Below are 17,564 nucleotides of genomic sequence, written 5' to 3' on the forward strand. Positions count from 1 at the left end.
CTGCAATCATCAGTAATTTCGCGCCAAAGCGCGAAATATCATATTTCAGATTCAAGATTGCAAACGAGCGTCAGCGAGTTTCGCAATTACCTATTTTCAAGAAAACAGTTGACAGGAATACCAAAATGTGCGGCGCGCCCTTCAATTAAGAAGCATATTCGCTTTTGATTGGAGGTGCACATCTTGAAACCATCTACTACCGGCGATCTTTTTATGTTATCTTATTTATTTCCTTCTCTCAATTTATCATCTGCTTCTTTTGTAAATTCTGGAATTGGTTGACCTGTCACTATACCATTAGCAACAATCCACTGAGCATCCCCATAATTATTTACACCGATTGGTGCAAAGTAAATGTGCTTTGAAAGTTCATTCATTAATTCAACTTCCTGCAATCCATTCTGTTCAACTCTCTGACGTCTATTATAATCCAGCTGCATCTCGTATGCCATTCTTGCAAAAGCTGCTGCCCCCTCTGGATTTGCACTCGTTACAGGAATTGCAAAGCCTGCAATACTTCCTCCGCTGCTATATGCCTCTCCAGATGGTCCAGTCGGAAGTGGTGCCCATCCCACTTCATAATCGCACTCATAAACCGATTTTGCAGCAAAACCATACTCACATGTCATCGCAAGCTTTCCACTCTTAAATGCTTCTACAAAATCTACTCCTGGCTGCTGTATATACTTGCTTTTACAATATCCATCCTGAAGAAATTCGAAAGTTTCCTTAGCTTCACTACTCGCATAATTGCTATGAACTTTACCCTCATCGTCGTAAACTAAAGCAGTAGTGCCATCTGCATTTAGCACTTGAACATAAAATGAATCCCACCAGCCAAAGCCATAAATATCATTTTCTCCATCACCATCGGTGTCTTCTGCCATTTTAGTTCCAACCTCTTTAAAGGTATCCCAGTTCCAATTCCCCTCCTCAAAATATTCCGAAGGCGTTTTCACACCTTTTTGTTCAAAAAGGGTCTTATTGTAACTAATTACTACAGGATTAGCATCTGCCCCCATCGCATATGGAGTTCCTCCAAAAGTGAAAGCTGTTGTTACATTATCATACCAGAAATCATCGTCCAAATTTACATACTTAGACACATCCTGTACAATTCCATCGTTTGCATATCGTGGGAAATTCTGATCATTTGCCTGAACCAAATCACAGACCTCACCCTTTTCAACCATTTCAGTTGTTTTGTTGATCATTTCACCCCAGCCTACGCCATATACAGTTACAGTACCACCATACATTTGCTCAAAGGCTTCTTTTGTTGACCATACAAGGTTAAATGCATTGGAATCATTTGCTTTAAAATTCTCCCACTCTTCTTCTGACATATCCCAAACAATCACCAAATTCGGATTATCTAAATGCTGTGGTAAAATATAAACATCTCTTGCACTAACAGTCTCAGACTGTTCAGTTTGCTCTGGCTGCTGTGAACTCTCTTCTATACCAGCTTCTGTTTTAGGAGCGGCATTGTCAGTTCCACACGAACAAAGCGATATAACGCAGCCCGTTGCCAATATACATGATATAATTTTTCTCTTCATATTACATCTCCAGTTAAAATTTAACAAATCTATCAGTTTCAACTTTTAATTGTCTTGCTACTTCATTATTTCCGTGCATCTGTTCATCGATATTTTCCATCTTTCTTACCAAATCAGATGTATTATCCGCTGCATTCGAAATTGCTTCTGCACCTTCATCAACTGCTGATGTAATTCCTTCAATTGCCTCTTTGATACCTCCTACCAAATCCTTCAAATCAATAGACATTTTATTAAATTTATGTACAACACTATCTACGTAAGCTGCATCTTCTCTATATTTTTGTCCACTTGATACGAAACCGTCGTAATCAGGCAAGATTGTTTCATTAACGTACGTAATAATCTCGTCTGAGCTCTTAATTAATTCTTTAACTGCAACTGTTACCATATCATTGATATTCTGAATATTACTTGCTGTCTCTCTACTTGAATCAGCCAACTGTCTAATTTCATCTGCAACAACTGCAAAACCTTTTCCTGCTTCTCCTGCACGAGCAGCCTCGATGGAAGCATTTAATGCAAGTAAGTTTGTCTGAGATGAAATACTTAAAATCTCATCTGTCAAACCATTAACCTTCTCTACACTCTTTGATTCTTCAATCGCTTCCTGGAGAGCGCTTAATATATCTCCCATAATTATATTTGTATTTTTCTTATTTTCTTCAGCCGTTCTCTCAAGCTCATCGGCTCTATTTCTCATTTCCTGAACGTATCCAGATAAGTCTTCTGATACACTCGCCAAATCAGCAACATGTGCTTCAACATTTGCTGCATTCTCATTTACACCAGTTGTAGTAGCTGATATCTCTTCCATAGAAGCAGATAACTCCACCATAACAGATGAAATATCACAAGCATCTTCATTTGCTGTAGTCACATTGTGAGCAACATTTCCAACGATCTTGTCAAGCTCAGATGAATTTGAAATAATACTCTTCATCGTTCTCTGTAAAGCTTCAATAAACTCATTGATACCTTTACCCATCTGACCAACTTCATCTGTACCCTTAACTTCAATTCTTCTTGTCAAATCTCCTCTATTATCCGAGATTTCATCTACAATGTGCTGCAATGTCTCATGTGTTTTCTCTAATGGCTTAATAACTGTTCTCTTGCAAACGATAAAGCAAAGTACTGTTAAAATAACAGCAAGTAATAAAATAATCAAGCTTATATTAATTGAAGCACTGTACGCTCCTCTATTCTTGCGAACGGCTTCACCCATTTCCTGCTTGTTTGCTTCACGCATCTGGTTAGCCATTGTATTTACATCACTTCCCTGAGCCTTTAACTCAACGTTTGCCATTCCCTGAGCTGTTGTATATTGATACGATGAACTACATGTAATTACTGTATTAAAGGTGTCCATAAAAGTATCATATTTCTGCTTATACTGCTCATATAAAGCAGCATCTCCATTATTTGCTTTTAATACTGTTTCATATTTCGAACATGTTTCAGCCAAACGCGCTGTAACAGTTTCAATTTCTGCCTCTACTGACTTTTTCATTTCTACATCAGTAGCTGTACAGTGAGAATAGGCTAATTTCTGTAAAGCCTCAACATCAGTCGAAATATCCCCCAGCAACGACATACTTTCTGCATAATAACCAGAAATCCTCTCATCTGCGTTTTTCATCTGCGTCAAACTAGAAATCGATGATAAAAACGTAATAACTAATAATAGTACCAGCATAAACATTGGAACCATTATTTTCATCCTAATATTCAAGTTTTTCATTGCCTTCATAAATACCTTCCCTCCATATAATCAAGTAGTTTTTGTTGAAAATCCAAGGTTTTTCCCTTGGTATATCTCAGTAAGAAGAGTCAGTTTCATGGATATTTCAATGCATCAGGTGCTGAAATAGTGGTAGATGGGTGCACGAAATAGAACGTCATTGATTTCGCTCTACATGGCCTTTGTGCGAACCCCTTCCCTCTATGGCAGCGAACCTCCTGTATCCAACGGGTTCTCCCTTGTCCCCAAGGGTCCCAACTTCCTTCGTACCGCCTATCCATAACCAGGGCGTCAGCTTAGCTCCTTTGCAGGATCATGCCCTATGGAAAACACTCCTGCTGACTGCCGGCTCATTCTTTGTATGTTTGATTACTGACTCGCTTACTGTTACAGCACCTTGCGGTGGACGTTATCTGTGACAGTCTGCCTTTATTCAGTGGCTGTTCAGGATACAGCCGCCATCGAGTTACTGTCTCTATTATGCTGCCTGCAAATAGATCTCCGGTCTTCTGATATCGCCGATCATCTTCTGTGGATCGTAGTCCACCTGCTTTGTCAACATGACGTAGAAGATCCGGATCAGCTTGCAGGCAACTGCCATCAGTGACTGCATCTTCTTCAGCGGATTGATCCGCCTGGTCGTGTAATACTGGTGCAGCTGGGAAAACTCTGTATTCTTACTCACAAGGGACATCGCAACCTCAAACAGTAAATATCTCAGCCTTTTCCGGCCACGTTTTGTTATCGTTGTCTCACCCTTGTGTTTCCCTGAACTGTTCTCCTTGATCGCCAGGCCTGCCAGCTTCTGAAGCTGCTTGGGATTATCGAACCGGCTGATATCACCGACCTCCGCCAGAAATCCGGATACCGTCTTTATACCGACACCCTTGATCTCCATCAGCTTTTCAGCCATCGGGATCTGTTTTACCAGTGTTTCGATCAGCGTCATAATCTCCTGAAGCCTTGCCGCTCTGGATTCATAATCCTCCAGCAGCATCCGGATTTCCAGCCTTGCGGCTGTTTCTCCTTCCCGGTTTCCGATACTGTGCTCTGCGGCTTCATACAAGGTCTTCGCCCTCTTAAGTCCTACCGCCTTGAGCTTGGCTTCCCGCCATATCCTGTTTACCCCTTCGACACCCAACGTCACGATGTCTTCCGGGAGCGGGGCAACTTTCAGTATCATCATTCCGCTCTTTGCATCCGGATTCCCATAAACATCCTTGTATTCAGGAAAGTAGATGCTGAACCAACGACTGATCCGGTTCTGTATTCTCGTAAGTTCCGACTGCATCTGGAACCGAAGATTTGATGCTGTCCTCAGATCCGCATACACACCGTCCGGCAGGTAGGGGTACGAGTATCGTCCATCCTTGATCAATCCTGCAATGACTTTTGGATCCTTACGATCGTTCTTTGTCGGATTATTGTCGTCCAATTCCTTTGACTTCTTCACATGATGCGGATTCACCAGTACCGGCTTCATGCCGTTGTCCTGAAGGAACTTCCCCAGGTTGAACCAGTAATGGCCTGTCGGCTACATCCCCGGTAGTACTGCATTCTTATCATGCTCTGTCTGTATATGAAGGATCCATGCCTTAAACTCTGTGAAGCCCGGTTCTGTATTGCTGAACTTAAATGGCTTCTTGGAGAACTCGATCCCCCGCCAGTCAAAAGCTCTGGCATAATGGAATTCGCTTCCGACATCGATACCTACAACCAAAGTATTTTCTGTTACTGCTTCAATTTTTGCGTTCTGCGTGTTAGACTTCATTTGAAATACCTCTCTGTTTAATAAGATTTTTACCAACCGCCAGTCAGTAAATCTTATTCTACTCTGAGGTATTTTTTCTTTTCAACGTCCACCACGATTTAAACTATACAGGAAGCTCCTTTACTTCAACACAGCTTGTTACATATGATAATTCATTTCATTCATTTCAAATTACATGCTTCGCCAAATGTAATAACTTCACTTTACATTTGAATTATGCATGGATTTATGAAACTAATCAATGTTTTAATTCCTCATTAATATTAAACTGTTGATTATCATTCGCTGATATTATTTTTGAACTCTTAATTGCCGCTTATCACTATTCTCATCCACTCAATCAAAGCGTCCTTCGGCATAAGTAGTCTTGCACTTATCTTCCCATTATCATCACAATCTTCAATCAAAATATTGCCATTATCAAATAAATACGTATGATTATTTAAATCTTTGTTTTTCCTCAGAAATACAGTAACCGGTTTAGACATTATATTGACAAGGGTAATGTTAGCATATAAATTTGGCGTAATTGTGTTTTGTTTGAGTATGTTTTGTGCCGCAGTATAGCATTCAATGAGAAATGAGTCTTAAATTGCACCTAGCTGCATCTTATAGTATTTCTCATAGATACCGCCTTCTTTAATTAATTCCTTGTGGGTACCCTTTTCTCTAATTCCATCTCCATCCAAAACAATTATTTCATCAGCACCAAGTATAGTAGACAAACGATGAGCAATTGTAATTGTTGTTCTGCCCACGGCAAGCTTATCTAAGCTTTCCTGAATATATCGCTCACTTTCATTATCCAGGGCACTGGTTGCCTCGTCCAAAATTAAGATAGGTGGATTCTTAAGGAATACTCTTGAAATAGCTATACGTTGCTTCTGACCTCCGGATAATCTAGTACCTCGCTCACCCACCTCTGTATCAAATCCATCAGGAAGACTTTCGATAAAATCCAATAAATCTGCATTTCTTGCAGCCTCTACTATTTCTTCCATGGTAGCATCCTGCTTTCCATAGGCTATATTTTCTTTTATTGTTCCGTTAAACAGATAAACATCCTGTTGAACTATTCCAATATATGAACGCAGAGATTTCTGAGTCACATTTCTGACATCAACACCATCTATTCGCACACTACCTCCAGTTACATCATAAAATCTAGGAATAAGTGCACAAAGCGTGGTCTTTCCACCACCGGAAGGTCCTACTATAGCAACAGATTTTCCAGCATCTACATGTAGATTGATATTCTCTAAAACTGTCTCCTCCTCTTCATAAGAGAATGACACATTTTCAAAATCAATTACTCCACTTACATTATTTAGCTCTGTTGCATCTTTACTATCAACAATATCAGGCATGGTATCCATTACTTCTGTGAATCGCTCAAAACCAGCCATTCCCTTTTGAAGCTGCTCGGTAAATTCCACAAGTACGTTAACCGGGTTTATAAAGATATTTATGTACAAAGCATAAATCGCCAAATCCTCAACTGATATCTGCCCCTTTGCAATACAGTAGCCGCCAGATACCAACACGGTCATAAACATCAGACCTTCAAACATACTGTTTCCAGAGTGGAATGTTCCCATTTGCTTATAGTTTGCATTTTTAGAATCTAAAAATGCAAGGTTACTCTTATCAAATTTCTTCTGTTCGATATCCTCTCCTGTGAATGACTTTACTACTCTGATACCGCCTAAAGTATCCTGTAAAGAAGAATTGATTCCTGCAATCTTCTTTCTATTATCAGAAAATGTACGACGCATTTTCTGATTCTGATTTATAGCAAAAATACCCATAAACACCACAACTAAAGCCAGACAAAGTGTCATAGGAACATTGATTCTCATTAAAAGTACAAAAGAACCCACTATCTTTACCACTGAGATGAAAATATTCTCTGGACCATGGTGCGCAAGCTCTGAAATATCAAACAAATCCGAGACCAGCTTGCTCATCATCTCTCCAGTGTTATGGGTATCATAATAGGAAAATGAGAATGCTTCAAAACGCTCAAATAACTCTCGGCGCATTCCTGACTCTATTTTTGCCCCCATCATGTGGCCTTGATAAGTGACATAATATTTGCAGGCTGTCCTTATTAGATACATGACAATCATAAGTATGGCAATCCAACCTAAATTCTTAAGAATGGTTTCCGGAGCCTCCAAATATAATGTTCCCCTTAAAAATCTAAGGAGCTGTGGAAATGCCAGATCAATTACTGACAAAATAGTGGCACAAACCAAGTCCAATACAAATACACCAATATAGGGCTTATAGTATGGAATAAATCTTTTAATTAGCTTCATAATATCTTTCCTTAATTCTTTCTTTTATTTCTTTTTATCTTACATAGTTTAATTGATTGTAATTAAATTGGCTAGTACATTATTTAAATGAATTTATGAGATTTAAATACATTCCACATTTATAAGAACTAGATTTATCCCCGCTCATAATTCTTGATTACTAATGTTAAACTACTATAATAGGAATTGCGCATTTAAAATATTTAGCGTATTAATTTACATATGAGGGAGATAACTAATGAACAAGCGGAGAAAAAGAAGACGACAAAAAAGAATAATTTCTATTATAACTATTGTGGTTGCCCTTATTCTGGTGGCCATCGCTGCAGTCTATTTTAAAATAAATAAAGATGAAGGTGCTCCAAATGGCTCCACTGCATCCATCTCATCTATTCTAAACACTTCAAAAAATGAAAATGCAACTGCGGAAAAAGGTTCAACAACTTCTACTGAAACAGATAATACCTATGACAACCTTATCGCAGGCACTGGAAAACTAAATTTTTCATATTATATGGATAACGTATATGCGAATATCGAATATCCAGACTTTCAGGATGAACTCTTTGGTTATCTGAAATCGCGAGAATATACACTTCCAGAACTAATAGCTGAGTTTAATGAAATTTTTAAAAACGAAGACCGATATTTTGGTGATGAGGGCGTCACTTACGTAGGGTATTCTTACCTGGATTGTGGAAATGATGGAAATAAAGAATTGGCCATTCAAATTGTCTGCCCTGTGGTTGAAGAATATTCTAGCCTCACCATGATTCTCAAGGAAATGGAGGGCGATATCCAGGTAGTCCACGCATTCTGCCAGTGGTCACGTAGCAGCAGCGATATAAATGAGTATGGTGTAATCACAAGCAGCGGCAGCGGTGGAGCTACACTACATGGCTGGGATACAAGCATAATCGATGCAAATGGTAAATATATTTTTGGCTACAGTGAGGAAGAGCAGTCCGATATCAATATGTTCTATACTGGCGAAGAACATCCTGAAGTAGACACAGATTCATACGAAGGTGATATCTTCATCTATTCTTTGCGCACCAAGGAATATTCCGAAGAGAATGCTTGGCCAGAATATTATTCTTATGCAGTCTATGAAGATTACCAGGATGAAATGAACATTCCAAATCTCTACACCGACAGCCAGTATCAAAAAATAATGGATACCTTCGGAATAGACTTCATTCCAATGGATGAGTTCAACCAAAAAATCGAAGACCGACTAAATGAAATAGGTGCCACAAAAGATATGTTAAATGGTAAAACCTTAGAGTTTACCGAAATAAAGTTTTAAATAAAAATCCAAGCTGCCCACAAGGACAACTTGGATTTTTTATTTTATTCAGTTACTACTGAAATATCCTGCTTAGACTTTTAAATCTAACAACTGTGAATAACAACAGTTATGATATTTATATTTTTTCTTTTGAATATTTTTCAATCTGCTTTTCCAACTGCCTTGCATATTGAATTTCATCCTCTACTATTGCAATATTCATGTAACACCTCTGAATTATTTTACATATCATCGGAAAGTGTATCAAATTTATAAATACTATTAAAGACTAATATTAATCAAACATTCCTTCTACTAAATCTCTCATTTTAATTACATCGCTTCGATTAGCAAGTTCTTCCTTTACTTCAAATGCCATCTTTATATCATCAGTTATCACAGTATCGACATCGAGCTCTAGAAAATGGTACATTGCTTCCCAAGTGTTTACAGTCCAAACTCCTACTGTTTTATCAGCTTCATGTATCAGGTTCACAGTAGTAGTATTAGTCATCTCCTCTTCCATTATAATCATGTCGCAGTTGAGCTTTCTTAAATCACCCACTCCTCCAAAAATCAAGATACCTGTCTCAAACTCTGGGTAGGTCTCTTCAGCATAATTAATGGCAGCATAGTTTAATGATATCAGCACCACATCATCAACCATGTCCTTTGACTTAACCATAGCCACCACATCATCAACCATTTGATAATCAGCGGTCTGACCCTTTAGCTCTAAAAAGAGCTTAATCTTTCCTTTTCCTGTATCCAAAAGTTTTTCTAAAGTAGGTACTTCAAGCATCTCTCCTGAGCCTGTAGTATCTTTACTCCTAAGCTTTTTAATTTCCGACAATGTCATCTCACTTGGCTTCTTATCCACTCCACACAATCGCATAAACGTGGTGTCATGATTAATGATATATTCACCATCTTTTGTACGTTGAATATCAGTTTCACTGCCAGCGCAACCGTATTCAGCTGCCTTAATAATTCCATCAAGAGAATTTTCGCTAGCGAGCAAACCGCCTGTGCGGTGAGCAGTAATACTTGTGTCCCTGTAATCAGTTATTTCCTCAAAAAACACACCAAGCAGCACGGAACAAACTGCGAAAAATACATAAATCAAGCTAAATCTGATGATATATCTGTGATGTCCTCTTTTTGATTTTCTGGGTGCTACAGTCTGAAGCTCTTTTCCAGTATAAGTGTAATACATCTGTGTAAGCTTCAATAGCAGATAGCTTGATGTAAAAATTTCAACCACAAAAAATGTATAGCGCCCTAACAATAGCCAGGTTGCACATGCCACTCTATATAGCACAACTTTTCCATCTAATTCTGTAGCATTATCCCCTAAAAAATTGGCCAAATCAACATGATAACCTACCGGTAAATCCACGCCCTTAACACTCAATAATTCAGTAGGTATAATATTAGTCACCATCAAGAAAACTATCACCACACATAGTATTCTAAGAAGGATTTTTGTCATCCTGATTAAAAAATCTTGAAGATTAGCTTTTACGATTTTTGCAGATGCCATAGCCGCATCCTTTGGTGTTTTTTGGTCTAACATTATACCATGCAGTGTAAAAACGCCAATTACTGTTATCAAAAAAAGCACTACACCAAGACCATAGTAAACAACTGCAAATATAGGTTTAGCCTTAATAACACTACTTATAAAGGTAGGTATATAGATATTTTCTGTAAGGCTCACGGAAAATCCAATACCAATAATAGGAACAATAATTACCACATATAAAAGCAAAAGCATTCCGAATGGACTGCCTAAATATACAAGAGCATTCAATCCTCTTCCTATCTCTTGAAATATTCCTGTTTTTCTATTATTTAAAATATCGTCGCACAAACCAATATAAGCAAATAATTCTATAGCTATATAGCAAAGAGAAATCAGAAAAGCCAGAAAACCTACTACCACTATCCTCAAGATACCTGCTGCTAACAGATTTGCCGTTGTTATAGCACCAAACTCTCCACTTGAGACCCAATTTAATAAACTTTCCAATATTTCTACAGGTATGAACAATATAATAGATGTAATGAATCGAAAAGCCCATATTTCAAGCCCAATATCAAGCCCAAAGCACCGGTTTTTCCTATTTTCAGCCTTCTTTGTCATAACTTACCCCAATCCCTAATACACTTTTTACTCTTTAGCCTGCTGATACAGATTTTCTATAATCTCTGCGGATACTGAGCCAACCTGATTGTAGATAACTTCTCCTTTTTTATTTAGCACTATGGTCTGAGGCAAAGCATCTGACCCATTTACTATACTAAATATACCTTCGTTCTCATCATCTATGGCAATTGGAATATCCCATTTCTTTTCTGAAACGTACTCATTCACATCCTCTGTAGTAAGATTTGCATGTACAGCTAGTACTGCCACGTCTTCCTCGTGCTCATGATAAAAAGCTACAAACTCCGGCAATTCTTTCACACACGGGCCACAGTAGGTTGCCCAAAGATTTATGTATACAATCTTTCCTTCGTTTTCAGATAATTTAAATGTACTTCCGTCTATGCAGGTGGCTTCAAAATCAGCAAGTCTCTCACCCACGTTATATCCTATAGGCACGCTTGCTGATATATATTCGCTTTCCTGATTATCCTCATTTTTCGCTGAAGGTGATATGATATTTGTCCAGACAATCAACGAAATGAGTAGCACCACTGACAAAATAATAAGCGGCTTTTCCATTTTTTTAAGCTTACTATTAGAAAAACTTATGGCCTTTTGATTGCAATAAGCACTACACTGACCGCAGTGAATACACTCATGATCACCTACTCTTTTAACATCCATTTTGCATTTTCTAACACAAGCCCCACAGTTATTGCATTTTCCATGATCTACCTTTATACCAATTATGGACAAACCGTTAAACAGTCCATAGATTGCCCCTAACGGGCATAAAAATCTACAAAAAGACCTGTAACAAAAAATGCAAGCCAAAATCACTATAACCATAATGATGAATTTTTGGGTAAATATAAGTCCAAGCATAGAGAGCCACTGTGGGTTTTTAGGCAGCATTCCCATTGCACCTTCTAATGTGCCTGCCGGACAGATGTATTTGCAAAATCCTGGTACAGGTATCCCCCTAAATATTCCATAATAAATGGGTACCAGTATGACAAATACAATTAGAATTACATATTTAAGATAACTAAGAAACCTTGTTAAACGACTCTTTTTTAGCTTTGGTGTAGGGAGCTTGTATATTAATTCCTGAATAAGTCCGATAGGACATAGCCATCCACATATTGTTCGGCCCAGAAGCATTCCATACAGCAAAATTATTCCAAACACATAGAACCCTATATTTTTATTAAGAGAACCAAGGGCATTTTGCAGTGAACCAAGCGGACATGCAAAAGCTGCCCTGGGACAGGAATAGCAGTTCAATCCTGGGACACAGACAGCTTTTGATTTTCCTGTAAAAATCTGCCCTTTGGCAAAGCCTTTTACATATGCGTTGTAAAGCAAGGCACTATATAATTGTATGATTCGACGTTTTGTAGGCTTGTGTGATTCCCACCACGACATACTTTCATTAGCCATATTTAATCCTTCCGTCATCCCAGACCGATACATTCCGTACAAATCTTAGAAGCTTTGATAAGCACATCCATTAAACTTCCATTGAAAAATCCCAGGATGATAAAAATCACTGCAACCACAAAAATCGCTGTGCTCAGCTTCTTTTGCCCAGCTTCTGAAATGACAGAAACTTTTTTATTATTTGTAAAATCAATAATTTTTGATGGATAGTTTGGTGAGCTCTCTTTTACATTTAAAAATATCCAAACTACAGACATTAATAGACTAGCAAGTAAAAATATAATTGGAGTCCATGAATACCTTCTAATGGCTTCAATTGTGTAAATGTCCGCCATTGGATTCAAAGCCTTGACCTTTAATCCTTCTGTATATATTAGCACTGCTGACATTATGAAACATAAAGCGGTGGCCAGCCACATAATACTTTGTAAAGTTAGAAGTAGTTTCCTTTTTTCCATAATTACTCTATCTCGATCGTAATTGTCATATCACCATACTTATCTTCCGTATTATATACTTCTTCTTTTTGCTTATAGCCATCTGGAACTGTTAGAATATGAACCTCATAAATCCCCTCTGGCTCTGCAAAAGATGCCAATCCCGAAGCATCGGTATCTCCTAACTTACATATTTCATCTGTACAAAACTGAACCTTAACGCCTTCTAATGGCTTTGAGTCCTCATCCACTATATAAATATTGTAAGCATTTTTTGATACACCATCTTCAGCTTTATCTTTCGAAGATTGATTTTCAACAAGCTCCTCCATGTTCTTTCTATAGGAATCTGGTTTAGCTCCAATAACAGGCTCACCTACAATTTCACCATTTCTGTTCACAAAATACGATGCAGGCCAACCTACATCCACTCCAAAAATATTATTCCAACCATCAAAAGGAAGAATATTTAGATACGTAACACCATTATCTGCAACTAAATCCTTGGCATGCTTTAGAATCTCCTCATTTCCTGCATCACCGCAAAGACCAACAAGTCCACAATCATTTTCTGCAAATTCTTTATCTATTACCTCAAGTTCAGGCAGTTCCTGTAAACAAAAAATACACCAGGTTGCCCAAACATTTACCATTGTAAATTCATGCTGGCTAAAAATCTCATCACTACTTACAATATTGCCATCAAAATCAACTGTCTCAAAAGAAACCTTTTGGCCTATAAGCTGCGCACCACTAGCGGGTGGAACACTTGCAAATGTATCTTCATTGAACGCTTCCTCCGTGTTAGCCACCACTTCCTCTGTAGTCACTTCAGACTGCTCAACTTGAGCTACTCCACATGCAGATAATGTTCCTATGATGCCTACAAGTATCAGTGAAACAATAAATCTACCTTTTCTCATAAAACATACCTCCTTGTAGCTCTCTTGTTATCCCCTAGCGTAGACACCACATTTTCAGTAGCTCTTGAAACATATACCCTTTTTACATTATATCAAATATGCTTGTACGCTTGTATTAAGTAAATCTAAACATAAAGTGTACAGGCTGTTACGACCTTTTTACCCAACAGAAAAACACAATTAATTTACAGCTTAATGATATCATGAACCTACAATACACTTTTAACCCAATTAGAAAGGAATACAACAATGGAAAAGAACAAAAAGCGACGTCATTTTATATGTGAAAAATTCCCTGTGCTTGCGATGGTTTTGTCTATTTTTTGTATTACAGTACTTATCTCAATTCTGGATGAGCTTTCAAAATGGGTTAGTGGTGGTAATACCGCAATATACCATATCCTAGCCGCACTTGTAGCTTTTGTGCTATTGCTTATCATTGAACTTTGGTTTAAACCAGACTATAAAGGTTCAATTAAATCTAACGCCCCTATAGGTCAAATAAGGTCACTTTTAATACTGTTTATCATTTATTGGTGCATTAATTTTATTCTTTCTTTTATCACTGGTACACTTATTTTCAAACCAACTCTGGAAAGTCTTGGAATGGCCTTGAATGCAGGCGTGAGCGAAGAAATTATGTTTAGAGCGGTAACTATACCGATTGGCCTTCATTTTATAAAATCAGAAAAACGTGTCACTTGGACCTGGATAATTACCTCAATAATATTCGGCGTAGTCCATCTGGTCAATATTCAAGGTGGCGGGGCCATCTCTGTCATAATCGTACAGGCCATTGCCACCACATTTATGGGAATTTATTTTGCCTCACTTTTTATGTGCACCGGCAACATTTTGATTCCAATTATTATACATAGTGTTTGGGATTATTACTGCTTTGTCACCGATGGGACATTGGAAAATGGTATTATGATGCAGTCATCTGTAGATGTTCCATTAATTATAGCATGCACGATAAATATAATTATAGGTATTCTGTCCATTATATATATTCAGAAAAATCAAAACTCTATAAAACAGATATGGAATGAAAAGTGGATCCGCAAGGAGATTTAATGTAAAAACCGGCTACAAATATATGGGGGTAATCTTTCATACCCCCTTTATTGTTTTCCAAAGCTTAAGTCACCTACATAAGTATCCTCACTAAAGTCTACATTATGTATGAAGGAAACCATGAATACATCATCACTATCTGGATGAGTCATAAAATAATCCTCAAATGCCACCTTGTGATAAATACCTTGGTCATCACGCTGTTTAACTATTCTTACAACTGATTTCTCACCGCGATTGTACGCAGCAAGAAGATTTTCTCGTGTGAATGCTTTATCTAAGGTCTCATAGTCATCCTCACTGCACATACTTTTGGCAAACTTATATCCTTCAGTATAGCTTCCCGTTTCTGGTAGTAGAGAATTAACAAAGTTTTCTCTTTTCATTACATGATAACTATTTCTTGTTAGATTAACAAAATTTACCATGCTGAATTTACTATAAACTGCATCCACAAGGGCTCGTACTTGCCCAAAAGCTGTCTGATGTGCAAAGGGATCGAAGAAATCTACAGCTATTGGGGCCTCATTAGTACACATGTTGAAGAACTCATCGTGTGGAACCGGTTTCGAAAAAAGGAAACCTTGAATATAGTCACAGTCACATGTATTTATGAAGTCCAACTGCTCCTTTGTTTCTACTCCCTCAACTACGGTTGTAAGTCTTAATCTATGCGCCATGTAGAAAACTGATTCTAATGTAATTCTTCCTTTTTCTGATTGACAATTATCCGCCAAAAAGGATTTGTCAATCTTTAATACTCTTGCAGGTACATCCTTAACAAAAGATAAAGATGACATGCCTGAACCAAAATCATCAATTGAAACTGTATACCCAGCGTCTTCTATTCTATGAACCCATGCAATAACATCTTCTTTTTCTGCTGCTACATCAGATTCTGTAATTTCCACACCAAAGAGACCTTTGTCAATATGGTATGATTCTACCAGTTTATTAAGTTTATCTACAAAATGCTCGTCATTGGCATGTTCTCTACCAAAATTTACACTTATTTTTACAGCTTTATCACCAAGCTCTTTGATGATCTTGCAAACTTCTTCAGCTATAAACCAATCAACGATACCTACTTGACCTTTTTCTTCAAGCTCTGGTATAAACTCAAGTGGCGGAACAATGGTGCCATCTGGCTTTACCCACCGAACTAACGCTTCGGCTCCACCGATTACACCTTTCTTAGGATTATATTGTGGCTGATAGTATGCTTGCAGCTCATTATTTTCCATAGCTGCAACTACGTTATCAAGTAAAGTTCCTTTCATTTTATGTCCTCGAACGTTATAAAACACATTGATATGATAGATTTTTATATTATTATCACGCCTGTGTTTTGTCAATATTTATCCTTCAAATTAGGTGTTTTTTTATTTATGCAATATAATTCTTATATTATATGTTCCTGTATAATAAATGTTTTGCAATTATATAACGCCAATTAATAATCTATACAAAAAATCGAAGATTATTATAACCTCCGATTTTACTATAATCCTTTAAATTATTTATTATTATCCAAATATTACACCTGTATTGTTTTTTTCTTCCAAATACTCTAAATCTGATCTTGCCATAATTAAATATCCTCTATCCTTATCAAAAACTTCAATTATATTACCATTATCATTTTTAACCGTATATTCTTTGTTATTACAAATATTTTTAACTATAGAACCATCTACCCACTTTTCCTGACTATACTCTACTGTAGAGTTTTCATAATCAAATAAAGTTAATTGTGTATATTCTCCTGTATTATTCTTCAATTTCAATATTTCCTCCAAATTTGATAAAACCTCACCGAAAAAAATGTGATTTTTCACATGTTGTTATATGATAAAACATATACTTACCTAGGTCAATGGCTTACGTATATTATAAATGAATTAATCCGTATGTTGCTTCATGTGTATTAATTATAAGATTTTTATAATCCTTTGTATAAATATATTTATTCTAAATTAAACATAATTTCTTCGATTAAAAAAAGCTTTAAAGAACACTTTAAAGCTTTTTCAATACCTTATTAACATAAATTAAATATCTAGGGTGGGTAGAGGGGTTCGAACCCTCGACCTTCGGAACCACAATCCGACGCGCTAACCAGCTGTGCCACACCCACCATACTAATAATATATTATTTAATGTGCCAGAAGGGATTCGAACCCCCGACCCACGGCTTAGAAGGCCGTTGCTCTATCCAGCTGAGCTACTGACACATAATAAAACAAATTGTTGCTTTTAGCTAGGAAAGTATAGTAGTTACAAATGAAACCAAATCTAACATACCATACATTTTAACGACCCCAGAGGGACTTGAACCCTCGACCTCCGCCGTGACAGGGCGGCGCTCTAACCAACTGAGCCATGAGGCCATATCAATAAAGTGACTCCGACGGGAATCGAACCCGTGTTACCGCCGTGAAAGGGCGATGTCTTAACCGCTTGACCACGGAGCCATAACATAAACTACTTTAAGATAATATTATTTATATTTAATGGAGACGGAGAGATTCGAACTCTTGACCCCCTGCTTGCAAGGCAGGTGCTCTCCCAACTGAGCTACGCCCCCATATTAACTACTTACTTAAAAATAGCAAGCACTTCATCTATTGATACTGCCTGCTAATCATATTTATAGCAACCTCAAAACTTCATACAGCATTAATGAATTATCTTTCTACATATCTTTACCTTAGAATAAACCTTCGATCTATTAGTATTCATCAGCTGAGTGTGTTACCACACTTACACCTTGAACCTATCTACCTTATCGTCTTTAAGGGATCTTATCTCCTTATGGAGGGGATATCTCATCTTGAGGGGGG

11 protein-coding genes, 5 tRNA genes, 1 rRNA gene and 1 pseudogene are annotated in these 17,564 nt (G+C 37.5%); 2 read left to right on the forward strand and 16 right to left on the reverse strand.

The genetic code is table 11. The features are described from left to right. Window positions 1–221: 221 nt before the first annotated feature. From BLV53_RS16040 to BLV53_RS16055, 4 genes and pseudogenes are all read right to left on the reverse strand, one after another. A complete protein-coding gene (locus BLV53_RS16040; RefSeq protein WP_090302659.1) occupies window positions 222–1,562 on the reverse strand; it encodes an ABC transporter substrate-binding protein in 1,341 nt (446 codons plus the stop codon). Between the two features lie 13 nt (window positions 1,563–1,575). Then, window positions 1,576–3,315, reverse strand: coding sequence for a methyl-accepting chemotaxis protein (locus BLV53_RS16045; protein ID WP_090302660.1), 1,740 nt, complete (start codon window positions 3,313–3,315; stop codon window positions 1,576–1,578). 469 nt (window positions 3,316–3,784) lie between these two features. Beyond that, window positions 3,785–5,077, reverse strand: a pseudogene (locus BLV53_RS16050) (IS110 family transposase). 587 nt (window positions 5,078–5,664) lie between these two features. Continuing rightward, window positions 5,665–7,398, reverse strand: a complete 1,734-nt coding sequence (locus BLV53_RS16055) for an ABC transporter ATP-binding protein (protein WP_090302661.1) — start codon at window positions 7,396–7,398, stop codon at window positions 5,665–5,667. A gap of 238 nt (window positions 7,399–7,636) precedes the next feature. Between BLV53_RS16055 and BLV53_RS16060 the strand changes: the two genes are divergently transcribed. Further along, window positions 7,637–8,707, forward strand: coding sequence for a hypothetical protein (locus BLV53_RS16060; protein WP_090302662.1), 1,071 nt, complete (start codon window positions 7,637–7,639; stop codon window positions 8,705–8,707). Between the two features lie 277 nt (window positions 8,708–8,984). Here the strand turns inward: BLV53_RS16060 and BLV53_RS16065 are convergent, their stop codons facing one another. From BLV53_RS16065 to BLV53_RS16080, 4 genes are read right to left on the reverse strand one after another with little or no spacing between them, the layout of a single operon-like run. Beyond that, on the reverse strand, window positions 8,985–10,835 hold the full coding sequence (locus tag BLV53_RS16065; RefSeq protein WP_090302663.1) for a glycerophosphodiester phosphodiesterase family protein: 1,851 nt from the start codon (window positions 10,833–10,835) through the stop codon (window positions 8,985–8,987). 27 nt (window positions 10,836–10,862) lie between these two features. Then, window positions 10,863–12,284, reverse strand: coding sequence for a redoxin family protein (locus BLV53_RS16070; protein ID WP_090302664.1), 1,422 nt, complete (start codon window positions 12,282–12,284; stop codon window positions 10,863–10,865). A 14-nt stretch (window positions 12,285–12,298) separates the two neighbouring features. Further along, entirely contained in the window at window positions 12,299–12,742 is a 444-nt protein-coding gene (locus tag BLV53_RS16075) for a CD1871A family CXXC motif-containing protein (protein WP_139298991.1), read from the reverse strand. A gap of 2 nt (window positions 12,743–12,744) precedes the next feature. Continuing rightward, window positions 12,745–13,644 (reverse strand): TlpA disulfide reductase family protein, encoded by a 900-nt coding sequence (locus BLV53_RS16080; RefSeq protein ID WP_090302666.1) that lies wholly within the window; start codon window positions 13,642–13,644, stop codon window positions 12,745–12,747. Between the two features lie 249 nt (window positions 13,645–13,893). Between BLV53_RS16080 and BLV53_RS16085 the strand changes: the two genes are divergently transcribed. Then, window positions 13,894–14,721 (forward strand): CPBP family intramembrane glutamic endopeptidase, encoded by an 828-nt coding sequence (locus BLV53_RS16085; RefSeq protein WP_090302667.1) that lies wholly within the window; start codon window positions 13,894–13,896, stop codon window positions 14,719–14,721. A 47-nt stretch (window positions 14,722–14,768) separates the two neighbouring features. Here BLV53_RS16085 and BLV53_RS16090 read toward each other — a convergent pair whose 3' ends face one another. The 8 genes from BLV53_RS16090 to BLV53_RS16125 form a co-directional block, all read right to left on the reverse strand. Next, entirely contained in the window at window positions 14,769–16,001 is a 1,233-nt protein-coding gene (locus BLV53_RS16090; protein ID WP_090302668.1) for an EAL domain-containing protein, read from the reverse strand. Between the two features lie 246 nt (window positions 16,002–16,247). Next, window positions 16,248–16,508 (reverse strand): hypothetical protein, encoded by a 261-nt coding sequence (locus BLV53_RS16095; protein WP_090302669.1) that lies wholly within the window; start codon window positions 16,506–16,508, stop codon window positions 16,248–16,250. Window positions 16,509–16,784: 276 nt separating this feature from the next. Then, window positions 16,785–16,858, reverse strand: a tRNA-His gene (locus BLV53_RS16100). A 23-nt stretch (window positions 16,859–16,881) separates the two neighbouring features. Beyond that, window positions 16,882–16,955, reverse strand: a tRNA-Arg gene (locus BLV53_RS16105). Window positions 16,956–17,037: 82 nt separating this feature from the next. Beyond that, window positions 17,038–17,111 (reverse strand) — tRNA-Asp (locus BLV53_RS16110). 12 nt (window positions 17,112–17,123) lie between these two features. Then, window positions 17,124–17,195: transfer RNA gene (locus tag BLV53_RS16115), tRNA-Glu, on the reverse strand. A gap of 40 nt (window positions 17,196–17,235) precedes the next feature. After that, window positions 17,236–17,308: transfer RNA gene (locus tag BLV53_RS16120), tRNA-Ala, on the reverse strand. Between the two features lie 124 nt (window positions 17,309–17,432). Continuing rightward, a 23S ribosomal RNA gene (locus BLV53_RS16125) occupies window positions 17,433–17,564 on the reverse strand; the annotation flags it as partial.

It is taken from the genome of Pseudobutyrivibrio sp. ACV-2 (genome assembly GCF_900107545.1).
GTDB lineage: Bacteria > Bacillota > Clostridia > Lachnospirales > Lachnospiraceae > Pseudobutyrivibrio.